We start from the raw sequence: 10,672 nt of genomic DNA on the forward strand, positions 1-10,672 counted from the left end.
CGTCCCGGCCGTCTTCGGGGGCACGGGCGCACCCGCGGCCCCGCCCGTGCCCCCGAAGACGGCCGGGACGCATGTCCCCCTCCCCGACGGCATACGCCTGACGGCGTGGGTCACCGGCGACGGGCACGGGGTCACGGTGATCATCCGCAATCCCCACCCTGCCCGTTCCCTGGCCGGGGCCGCGTGGCGGTCCGCCTTCACCGCGGACGGGTCCGCGTCCCCGGTGCTCCGCGTCGCCGTCCACGGGGTGCCGTACGCCTGGGAGCCGTCCGCCGGGGAGAGCGCCTTCCCCGAGGACGCCGAACTGTCGTGCCGCGTGCAGGGCGACGACCCCGTCCCGGGGCTCCCCGAGGGCGGGCAGCCGGTGGAGGTCACGCTGCGGGAGGGGCGGCCACCGGTCACCAAGACGCTGTGGACACCGCTGCGCTGACCGTCCGGAGCCTGCTCACCGCACCATGCCGGCCGTCGCCAGCGTACGGGCGAGGTCGGAGCGCGACCGGATGCCGAGCTTGCGGTACACCCGCGTGAGGTGCGCCTCCACGGTCTTGCGGGACAGGAACAGGGTCGAGGCGGTCTCCAGGTTGCCGAGCCCGCCGGCGACGGCGCGGGCTATCTGGAGTTCCTGGGCGGTCAGCAGGTCGGCGAGGGAGACCTGCGCCCGCTGCGGCGCGACGCGGTGTCCGGCCGCCGCCAGTTCGGCCTCCGCCCGCGCGGCCCAGGGACGGGCGCCCAGCGCGCTGAAGGTGGTGAGGGCCGCGAGCAGCGGGACGCGGGCCTCCGCGGGGCGACGCAACCGCCGCATCACCTCCCCGTGCACCAGGGCCGTCCGCGCCTGGTCGAAGGGCATCTCCCGGCGGGCGTGCGCCCGGTCCGCCGCGGCGAACAGCCGTACCGCCTCGTCGGCGTCGGTCGCCAGCAGACCGCGGCAGCGTGCCGTCGCCGCCTCGGGCCAGGCCAGGCCGGTGGCCCGGGCCCGCTCGTCGAGCCAGTCGGCCAGTCCGGCCGCCCGGTCGCGGTTCCCGCCGCGGACGTGCGCCTCCGCCAGGTCGGCCACGAAGGTCAGCATGTTGGGATTGCCCAGCCCGCACTCCTCGGCGAGCGCGAAGGCCCGCTCCAGATGGCGAACGCAGTCGTCCGGGTCTCCCGCGGTGAGTGCGGCCGAGCCGAGGGCCCCGAGAGCCAGGACTTCCAGGCCGTGCGTGACCGGCCAGCCGTTCCGCTCCCGATAGGCCGCGATGTGCCGCTCGCAGCCCTGGCGGTCGCCGCGGCGTCCGTCGATACGGGCGAGCAGGATGGCGGCATAGCTGCCCGTGGTGACCTGGCCCAGCTCGCGTGCCCAGCGGACGGCCTCGGCGGCGTCGGCCCTCGCCGCCGCCCAGTTCCGCCAGCTCTCGGCCTCGCACCGGCCGGCCAGGGCGTAGGCGAGCAGTCCGAGCGAGGCGCCGCGCCGGATCCGCTCGACGACCCCGCCGAGCAGGGAGGCCGCGGCGGCGTCCTCGTCGGCCCAGGAGAGTGCCTCGCCTATCTGCACCGTCAGTTGCTGCAGCTCGGGGGTGACGGCCTCGGGAAGGGCCGCCCGCTCCCGCAGCAGCAGTTCCCTGCCTTCCCGCACCTGGCCGGCCAGCGCCATGGTGGCACCGAGCAGGGCACCGCCCAGTCGTGGCCGCCGTCCCGGTGCGCCGTGCCACCACGTCGCGGACCAGATTGCCGCAGTCCATGTGATGCCGCAGCCACCGGGAAGGCGGGCCCTGGCGTGCGGTGACGACCGGTGACGTCCTGGGCGGCCCCGTGCCGGTGTGGCTGCCGGCGCACGTACTGCTCCCGGTGTTCCGGGCGGCCTCGGGTCCGGGGCCCGCTGAGGGCCTCCGGACCCACGCGCCGGCCCTCAGACCGTCAGGACGACCTTCCCGAACAGGTCCCCGCCCGCCATCTTCTCGAATCCCTCGCGGGCCCGGTCCAGCGGCAGCACGGTGTCGATGACCGGGCGCACCCCGGTGACGGCACAGAAGCTGAGCAGGTCCTCCAGCTCGTCCTTGGTGCCCATGGTCGAGCCGACCACCTTGAGTTCCAGGAAGAAGATCCGGTTGAGCTCGGCGGCCTTCGGGTTGGGCCCGGAGGTCGCGCCGGAGATCACCAGCGTGCCGCCGGGGCGCAGCGACTTGACCGAGTGGGACCAGGTCGCGGCGCCGACGGTCTCGATGACCGCGTCCACGCGCTGCGGCAGCCGGGCGCCCGGCTCGAAGGCGGCGTCGGCGCCGAGGTCCTCGGCGCGCTTGCGCTTGGCCTCGTCGCGGCTGGTGGCGAAGACCCGCAGGCCCGCGGCCTTGGCCAGCACGATGGCGGCGGTGGCGACGCCGCCGCCCGCACCCTGGACCAGGACGGAATCACCGGGGCGCACACCCGCGTTGGTGAAGAGCATCCGGTAGGCGGTCAGCCAGGCCGTGGGCAGGCAGGCGGCCTCCTCGAAGGAGAGCTCCTTCGGCTTGGGCAGCAGGTTCCAGGTGGGCACGGAGACCTTCTCGGCGAAGGTGCCCTGGTACTTCTCGGTGAGGATGCTGCGCGGCTCGTCGGGGCCCACCCCGTGACCGCTCAGGCCGACGACGGGGTAGACGACGACTTCGTTGCCGTGCTCGTCGATCCCGGCGGCGTCGCAGCCGAGGATCATCGGCAGGCTCTCCTCGCCGAGCCCCACCCCGCGCAGCGACCACAGGTCGTGGTGGTTCAGGGAGGCGGCCTTGACGGTGACGGTGCTCCAGCCGGGCCGTGCCTCCGGCTCGGGGCGCTCCCCGAGTTCGAGGCCGCTCAGCGGCTGGTCGCGGTCGATTCGGGCGGCGTAGGCAGCGAACATGACCTTGACGCTAGCGCCGCGCGGTGCCCCGGCGTAACCGCACGGGGATGTGACACGCGCCGCGCGGCGCGGTGCCCCCGACCGGCGGGCACCGCGCCGCGCGGCGGCGTGGTCTGCGGGCGTACGGCGCGCTCAACGCCGGGCGACGCCCTCGGCGCGGGCGGCCGCGGCCACGGCGGCGGAGACCGCGGGGGCCACGCGCTCGTCGAACGGCGAGGGGATCACGCAGTCGGCGGACAGTTCGCCGTCCACCACGGCGGCCAGCGCCTCGGCGGCGGCGATCTTCATGCCCTCGGTGATCCGGGAGGCCCGCACCTGCAGCGCGCCCGCGAAGATGCCGGGGAAGGCGAGCACGTTGTTGATCTGGTTCGGGAAGTCGCTGCGCCCGGTGGCGACGACGGCCGCGTACTTGTGCGCCACGTCGGGGTGGATCTCCGGCGTGGGGTTGGCCATCGCGAAGACGAAGCAGCCCTTCGCCATGGTGGCGACGGCCTCCTCCGCCACGGTGCCGCCGGAGACGCCGATGAAGACGTCCGCACCCGCGAGCGCTTCCTCCAGGGTCCCGGTGAGCCCGGCCCGGTTGGTGTACGTGGTGAGCTCGCGCTTGGCGGAGTTCAGGTCCTCGCGGCCCGCGTGCACCACGCCCTTGCGGTCGGTGACGGCGACGTCCCCGATGCCGGCCTCGACGAGGATCTTGGCGATGGCGACGCCCGCGGCACCGGCCCCGGAGATCACCGCGCGCAGCTCGCCCAGCGCGCGGCCGGTCAGCCGGGTGGCGTTGCGGAGCGCGGCGAGCGTGACGACGGCCGTGCCGTGCTGGTCGTCGTGGAAGACCGGGATGTCCAGGCGCTCCTGCAGCTTGCGCTCGATCTCGAAGCAGCGGGGGGCGGAGATGTCCTCCAGGTTCACCCCGCCGAAGGAGGGTGCGAGGCGCACGACGGTGTCGACGATCTCGTCCACGTCGGTGGTGGCGAGCGCGATCGGGACCGCGTCCACGCCGCCGAACTGCTTGAAGAGAATCGCCTTGCCCTCCATCACCGGCAGGGACGCCTCCGGGCCGATGTCGCCGAGGCCCAGCACCGCCGTACCGTCCGTGACCACGGCCACGACCTGGGACTTCCACGTGTAGTCGTGGACCAGCTCGGGCTGCTCGGCGATGGCGGTGCACACGCGGGCGACGCCCGGCGTGTAGGCGAGCGACAGGTCGTCGGCGTTGCGCACCGGGACGGTCGCGGTCACCTCCATCTTGCCGCCGCGGTGGAGGGCGAAGACCGGGTCCACGGGGCTTTCCGGGCCGTCGCCGTCGGCGCTCTCCGCGTGTTCGGTCCTGTCGGTGCTGTCCGTGCCGTCGGTGCGAGGATTGACAATCTCCGCTGCCACTGTTGACCCCTTTGTCCGAATTGTCTATGAGGGTACTACCCCCTACAACAGGGGGTAGGTGGGCTCGGCTTCCGTACACCCGGACTCGAGTGGTCCCGGGCGCGACGGAGGCCAGGCGCGCCGCACGCGCGCCGAGGGGCCCCCGGTGAGGGGTAAGGGTCTGTTGTACCGGAAGACGGTTTCCGCTGACGAGTCTGTGCGCCGCACCACGGTGTCGCACATCGGGAACTTCTGCGCACAACGCAACAAGCCGTCCGAATAGCGGGACAAGGAAAGTGATGCACGCAACTTCGCAGCACGGCCCCACCGCGGTCCGGCCTTGGTGTACCGGCCTGGTGGGGGTCAGGGGATCGCCCGTTATGCGATTTTGACACATCCGGGCCCCCATGAGGACGTGTCCGGATGGCAAGATGCGGAGATCACACGTGAACGCGACATCCGAACGTGTGTACCCGGAGATCGGCTGCTCCCAGGATTCCCGCAGGAGGAACCACCAATGACCGCACGTACCACCCGTCGCTCGACCGTGACGAGCCGCTTCGCCGCGGTCGGAGCGATCGCGGTCGCCGGTGCCCTCGTCCTCACCGGTTGCGGCGACCAGACGGACAAGGGCGGGTCCCCGTCCGCGTCGAGCGACGCGTCCAAGGCGCCGCTCTTCGACAAGCTGCCGAAGTCGGTGCAGTCGGCGGGCGTGCTCAAGGTCGGCTCGGACATCGCGTACCCGCCGGTGGAGTTCGTCAAGGACGGCAAGAACGTCGGCATCGACCCGGACCTGGCCGACGCCATGGCCAAGCAGCTCGGTGTGAAGGTCGAGTTCAACAACGGCACCTTCGACACCCTGCTGACCGGTCTGCGCGCCAAGCGCTACGACATGGTGATGTCGGCGATGAGCGACACCAAGGACCGCCAGGAGGGCGTCGACTCCTCCACCGGCAAGAAGGTCGGCGAGGGCGTCGACTTCGTGGACTACTTCACCGCGGGCTCCTCGGTCATCGTGAAGAAGGGCAACCCGGAGGGCATCACGTCCCTCGCGGACCTGTGCGGCAAGAAGGTCGCCGTGCAGCGCGGCACCACCTCCCAGGACCTGCTCAAGGCCCAGAAGTGCGACAAGCCGATGTCGATCGAGCCCTTCGACACCGACACCGAGGCGCAGACCCGCCTGAAGGCCGGCGGCGTCGTCGCCGACGTCTCCGACTTCCCGGTCGCCGCGTACGCCGTGAAGACCTCCGGCGGCGGCAACGACTTCGAGCTCGCCGGCGAGCAGGTCGAGGCCGGCCCGTACGGCATCGCGGTCGCCAAGAGCAACACCGAGCTGCGCGACGCGCTGCAGGCCGCGCTGACCGCCGTCATCAAGGACGGCTCCTACACCAAGGTCCTGGAGAAGTGGGGCGTCACCGACGGCGCCGTCACCGAGGCCAAGATCAACGGCGGCTCCTGAGTCACGACAGCAAGAGGCTTCCCTCCATGTCCGAAGCGAATGACAAGGTCCCGGCCGGCACCCCGGGCGGGACCCCGCCCGCCGCGGCCTCCCGCCCGGAGGCCATCAAGGCGATCCCCGTACGCCACTACGGCCGCTGGATCTCGGCGATCCTGGTGCTGGCCGTGCTGGGGCTGCTGGTCAACGCGTTCGCCAACGCGAACGTGAACTACGGGGCGATCCCGGACTTCCTGTTCGACTCCGCGGTCCTCAAGGGCCTTCGGAACACGGTCGTCATCACCGTGGTCTCGATGGCGCTGGGCCTGATCCTGGGCATCGTGCTCGCGGTGATGCGGCTGTCGAAGAACCCCGTGACCTCCTCGGTGGCCTGGGGCTACATCTGGTTCTTCCGCGGCACCCCGGTCTACGTCCAGCTGCTCATCTGGTTCAACCTGGCGCTGATCTTCCCGGTCATCAATCTCGGCTTCTACAAGGACGAGATGAACCAGTTCATGACCCCCTTCATGGCCGCGCTGCTCGGCCTGGGTCTGAACGAGGCCGCGTACATGTCCGAGATCGTGCGGGCCGGCATCCAGTCCGTCGACGAGGGCCAGACCGAGGCGTCGCACGCGCTGGGCATGACCCAGGGCCAGAACCTGCGCCGTGTGGTGCTGCCGCAGGCGATGCGGGTGATCGTCCCGCCGACCGGCAACGAGTTCATCAACATGCTGAAGACCTCGTCGCTGGCCGCGCAGGCCGCCCAGTACGCCGAACTGCTGCGCTCCACCACCGACATCGGCAACACCACCGGTGCCACCGTGGAGATGCTCTTCCTCGCCGCGGTCTGGTACCTGGTCCTCACCTCGGTGTTCTCGGTGGGCCAGTACTACCTGGAGCGCCGTTACGCCCGCGGGACGACCCGCAACCTGCCGCCCACCCCGTGGCAGCGGGTCAGGGCCAACCTGGGCACCTTCCGCCGCCCGGAGGTGGCACGATGACCGACTTCAGCAAGGGCACCGGCGCCCACCCGATGGTCAAGGCCGAGGCGGTGCACAAGCACTTCGGCCTGGCCCACATCCTCAAGGGCATCGACCTGGAGGTCGCCCCGCGTGAGGTGTTCTGCCTGATCGGCCCGTCGGGCTCGGGCAAGTCCACCTTCCTGCGGTGCATCAACCACCTGGAGAAGATCAGCGGCGGCCGGCTCTCGGTCGACGGCGAGCTGGTCGGCTACCGGCAGAAGGGCGACAAGCTCTACGAGCTCAAGGACCGCGAGGTCGCCGCGAAGCGCCGCGACATCGGCATGGTCTTCCAGCGCTTCAACCTCTTCCCCCACATGACCGCGATCGAGAACGTGATCGAGGCCCCGGTGCGGGTGAAGAGGGAGGCCAAGGCCGTCGCCCGCGAGCGCGCGCTGGCCCTGCTGGACCGGGTCGGCCTGCGCGACAAGGCCGGGCACTACCCCGCCCAGCTCTCCGGTGGTCAGCAGCAGCGGGTGGCCATCGCCCGCGCGCTGGCGATGGAGCCGAAGCTGATGCTCTTCGACGAGCCCACCTCCGCGCTCGACCCGGAGCTGGTCGGTGACGTCCTGGACGTCATGCGGGGCCTCGCCGAGGACGGCATGACGATGATCGTGGTCACCCACGAGATGGGCTTCGCCCGCGAGGTCGGCGACGCCCTGGTCTTCATGGACGACGGCGTCGTCGTCGAGTCCGGCCACCCGCGCGACGTGCTCACCGACCCGCAGCACGACCGCACCAAGGCCTTCCTCTCCAAGGTCCTCTGACCGGGCGTGCGTGAGGGGCGGCGCCGTCCGGCGCCGCCCCTCACGCGTTCCCCCGCGGCGGGGTACGGATCACTTCAGCCCGAGGACGATCGCATCCGACACCGAACGCCAGACCTCCCGGGCCTCGCCGAAGCCGGCCTCCCTCAGGGCCGCGGCGTGCCAGGCCGGGGGCAGCTCGTCCCCGTCGGCGTGGGAACCGTAGATCACGAACCGCTCCTCGGTGGGACCGGCCAGCACGGGGTCGGCCTTGGCGGTGGCCCACCACTGCTCCCAGTCCAGCACGCCCTCCGCCCTCCGCCGCTCGCGGCGGGCGCGGTCCAGCTCGCGCACGGCCGCGTTGAGCCGCGGCGTCGAGGCGTCGGGCATGTGGTCGGCGTTGAGGAACACCCCGCCGTCGCGCAGCAGGCCGGCCAGCGTCCCGTACAGGGCCTCCAGCGGCCCGGGCTTCAGCCAGTGCAGGGCGGTCGCGGTGAGCACGGCGTCGTAGGTGTCGTACGGCAGGGCCCGCGACCAGTGCGGGTCGCGCAGGTCGGCAGTGACGAACTCGATCCTGCGCTCGCCGGCGAAGTGGCCGCGGGCGATCGCCAGCAGCGCCGGGTCGAGGTCCACGCCGGTCGACACGGCGTCCGGGAAGCGCCGCAGCAGCCGGTCGGAGATGCTGCCGGTGCCGCAGGCCAGGTCCAGCACCCGGGGCGCGGGGCCGGCCAGCGCCTCCACCATGTCGAGCATGATCCGGAACCGTTCCTCCCGGTCCGGCAGGTACCACTCCTGCTGCCGGTCCCAGCTGTCCTGCCAGGCCTGCCAGTCGGTCACCGCCGCAGTGGTGTCGGACATACGGTTCCCCTCCAGTCGTAATACCCTTAGAGCAAGAGCAGTCATTACCGACCTTAGAGCGCACGCGTAAGGACTACAAGTGGAACTCGCCTATTACTCCGACTACGCCGTGCGCCTGGTGAACAGCGAGGAGCCCGAGCGCGGCCTCGACCATCTGACCTCGGTCGATGCCGTGCGCGAGCTGTTCGGTCCGGCCAGCCAGGCGGCGGGCCGCGTGGGCGACGCCGACGTACAGCGGCTGCGCACCGTCCGCACCCGGCTGCGCGGCGTCTTCGAGGCCGCCTCCGAGGGAGACGAGGTGCGCGCCGTGGACCTGCTGAACGCACTGCTGCTGGAGTTCCCGGTCAGCCCGCAGATCTCCGGCCACGAGTACCTCGACGAGAGCGGCCGGCCGGACTGGCACATGCACCTCGCCGAGCACGCGGCCACGGCGACCGCCTCCTACGCCGCGACCGCCTGCATGGGCCTGGCCTTCCAGCTCACCGACCTCGGTGTGGACCGGCTCGGCATCTGCCAGGCCACCACGTGCCGCAACGCCTACATCGACACCTCGACCAACCGGTCCCGCCGCTACTGCTCGGACCGCTGCGCGACCCGCGCCAACGTCGCGGCCTACCGCGCCCGCAAGCGCCTGGAGAACGAGCGGTCCGCCCTGAGCGGCCTGACGCAGGACACCAGCCAGCCCGCCACACCGGCCGCCGACCGCTGAACCTCGCGCGGCGGCCGGAAGCGCCCCCGTCCCCGGGCGAGCACCAGCTCGTCCGGGACGGTGCCGAACTCCCTGCTGTCGTTCTCCACGAAGGTGTTGTCGCCCAGCACCCACCAGCCGCCCTCGCGCCGCTCCACGGCGCGTTTGACGATCAGCAGGTCCTGCTGGAGCGGATGGCGCAGCACCACCACGTCACCCTCGCGGACCTCCGCGGCGCTCCTGACGTGTTGCACCAGCAGCCAGTCGCCGTGCTGCAGCGTCGGCACCATCGACGGACCTGTCACCTCGACCAGCTGGTACGGCACTCTCCTCCTCTGCCCAAGCCCGGGCTCACGCATGCTCAGCCTCCTCCTCCATGCTCCACCAGCCCAGGGTGACACCAGACTTTTGTCCTAAGCACCAAGGGGCACCCGAGAAAACCACTCGACAGGGGAGTAATCTCCCTGGTGGAAAGACGATCACGAGGAAGGACAGTCATGCTCGCTCGCCTGTTCGCGCCCAAGGTCAAGGTCAGCGCCCACTGCGACCTGCCCTGCGGTGTCTACGACCCGGCCCAGGCCCGCATCGAGGCGCAGTCCGTCAAGGCGGTCCAGGAGAAGTACCAGGCCAACGAGGACCCGCACTTCCGGGCCCGCGCCATCGTCATCAAGGAGCAGCGCGCGGAGCTCGTCAAGCACCACCTGTCGGTGCTGTGGAGCGACTACTTCAAGGCGCCGCACTTCGAGAAGTACCCGCAACTGCACCAGCTCTTCAACGACGCGCTGAAGGCGGGCAGCGCCGCCAAGGCCTCGACCGACCCGGCGACCGGCCAGAAGCTGCTCGACCTGATCGACCAGATCGACGCCATCTTCCAGGAGACGAAGAAGGCCTGACCTGGCGTCGGCGCACCGCGCCCGGTCCGGGCGGCCCCGCAGGGGCCCGCGCGGACCGGGCGCGGTCGTACGCCCCCCGATCGGACCGTGACCGCAGGACAGTGCCTCCCGGTGCGCTTTGAATGGGCGCCATGCCGCTGCGCTCCCCCCGGGTCCGGACCTCACGCCCCCGCGCCCTGGCCGCACTCGGCCTGGTGGCCGCGCTGACCGCCGGTGGTCTCGCCGGCGCGGTCGCGCCGGCACCGTCCGCGCACCGGGGCGGACCGGTCCCCTCCCCCTCCGGCGGCGCCGGCACGCTCCCGGACGCACCGCCCGCCCAGCCCCCGCCGCAGCTGACGGCCGCGCAGGTGGCCCGCGCCGTGGACCGCCTGGACGGTTCCGTGCGGGAGGCGATGCGCAGGACCGGTGTGCCCGGCGTGGCGGTCGGGGTCGTCCACGACGGCCGGGTCCGGCCGGGTCCGCGTGGAACACCTCGACGCCGACGGCCTGGGCACCTTCACCCGGACCGCCGGGGCCGCCCCCGCCGGACGGACCCCCCGGGCCGGAGGCAAGTGACGGCCCGGGGGGCGCTTGCGCGGGGTACCGGCGCGCCACCCCCGAGCCGTCACTCGCGCTCCCGCGTGCGCACAGGCACACGCTCCGGAAGGGCGGGGGCAATACCGCGGAAGTCCGTGTGCGGGGCGCCCCGTCTTTGATGGACTCGCCCCCGTGGCGGTACCGCTCCCGGGGCCCGGGGTGAAGGTGCAGGTGAGGGGGTGTGGGTCCGGGTCGGGCGGGTGGGGCCGCTGTAGACTCGATCTCACTCGTACGGGTCAACCGACGTGCTAGC

The 10,672-nt window shown here is 72.0% G+C and carries 12 protein-coding genes; 6 read left to right on the forward strand and 6 right to left on the reverse strand.

The features are described 5' to 3' along the window. On the forward strand, positions 1-430 hold a 430-nt coding region (locus PV350_RS39625), incomplete at its 5' end, for a hypothetical protein (protein ID WP_500338290.1). Positions 431-445: 15 nt separating this feature from the next. Here the strand turns inward: PV350_RS39625 and PV350_RS39630 are convergent. From PV350_RS39630 to PV350_RS39640, 3 genes are all read right to left on the reverse strand, one after another. Further along, complete coding sequence (locus tag PV350_RS39630; RefSeq protein ID WP_500338291.1) at positions 446-1,630, reverse strand: helix-turn-helix transcriptional regulator; 1,185 nt, start codon at positions 1,628-1,630, stop codon at positions 446-448. 255 nt (positions 1,631-1,885) lie between these two features. Next, entirely contained in the window at positions 1,886-2,848 is a 963-nt protein-coding gene (locus tag PV350_RS39635; RefSeq protein ID WP_499513916.1) for a zinc-binding dehydrogenase, read from the reverse strand. Between the two features lie 132 nt (positions 2,849-2,980). Continuing rightward, positions 2,981-4,228: an NAD(P)-dependent malic enzyme gene (locus PV350_RS39640; protein ID WP_499513915.1), complete on the reverse strand. Its 1,248-nt coding sequence runs from the start codon at positions 4,226-4,228 to the stop codon at positions 2,981-2,983. A gap of 496 nt (positions 4,229-4,724) precedes the next feature. Between PV350_RS39640 and PV350_RS39645 the strand changes: the two genes are divergently transcribed. The 3 genes from PV350_RS39645 to PV350_RS39655 are packed head-to-tail and all read left to right on the forward strand — an operon-like array spanning position 4,725 to position 7,428. Continuing rightward, the gene (locus tag PV350_RS39645; RefSeq protein WP_499513914.1) at positions 4,725-5,666 is read left to right on the forward strand and encodes an ABC transporter substrate-binding protein; all 942 of its coding nucleotides are present in this window, start codon (positions 4,725-4,727) and stop codon (positions 5,664-5,666) included. 26 nt (positions 5,667-5,692) lie between these two features. Beyond that, entirely contained in the window at positions 5,693-6,643 is a 951-nt protein-coding gene (locus tag PV350_RS39650) for an amino acid ABC transporter permease (protein WP_500338294.1), read from the forward strand. Continuing rightward, entirely contained in the window at positions 6,640-7,428 is a 789-nt protein-coding gene (locus PV350_RS39655) for an amino acid ABC transporter ATP-binding protein (RefSeq protein WP_499513912.1), read from the forward strand. Before PV350_RS39650 ends, PV350_RS39655 begins: the two co-directional genes overlap by 4 nt. Positions 7,429-7,497: 69 nt before the next feature. Here PV350_RS39655 and PV350_RS39660 read toward each other — a convergent pair whose 3' ends face one another. Then, on the reverse strand, positions 7,498-8,262 hold the full coding sequence (locus tag PV350_RS39660; RefSeq protein ID WP_499513911.1) for a methyltransferase domain-containing protein: 765 nt from the start codon (positions 8,260-8,262) through the stop codon (positions 7,498-7,500). Positions 8,263-8,341: 79 nt separating this feature from the next. Here PV350_RS39660 and PV350_RS39665 point away from each other — a divergent pair, with 79 nt between their 5' ends. Further along, positions 8,342-8,971 carry a CGNR zinc finger domain-containing protein gene (locus PV350_RS39665; RefSeq protein WP_499513910.1) on the forward strand — a complete coding sequence of 210 codons (630 nt, stop codon included), beginning with the start codon at positions 8,342-8,344 and terminating at the stop codon, positions 8,969-8,971. Here the strand turns inward: PV350_RS39665 and sodX are convergent. Then, a complete protein-coding gene (gene sodX, locus PV350_RS39670) occupies positions 8,875-9,309 on the reverse strand; it encodes a S24/S26 family peptidase (RefSeq protein ID WP_499513909.1) in 435 nt (144 codons plus the stop codon). The two genes, PV350_RS39665 and sodX, sit on opposite strands and share 97 nt — an antisense overlap. Positions 9,310-9,447: 138 nt before the next feature. On the opposite strand from sodX, the gene sodN reads away from it, so the two are divergent. Further along, positions 9,448-9,843, forward strand: a complete 396-nt coding sequence (sodN, locus tag PV350_RS39675; protein ID WP_018563636.1) for a superoxide dismutase, Ni — start codon at positions 9,448-9,450, stop codon at positions 9,841-9,843. 161 nt (positions 9,844-10,004) lie between these two features. Here the strand turns inward: sodN and PV350_RS39680 are convergent, their stop codons facing one another. Next, positions 10,005-10,280, reverse strand: a complete 276-nt coding sequence (locus tag PV350_RS39680; RefSeq protein WP_500338297.1) for a hypothetical protein — start codon at positions 10,278-10,280, stop codon at positions 10,005-10,007. Positions 10,281-10,672: the final 392 nt, after the last annotated feature.

The sequence above is a fragment of the Streptomyces sp. PA03-6a genome, from assembly GCF_033792765.1.
Taxonomy (GTDB): Bacteria; Actinomycetota; Actinomycetes; order Streptomycetales; family Streptomycetaceae; genus Actinacidiphila.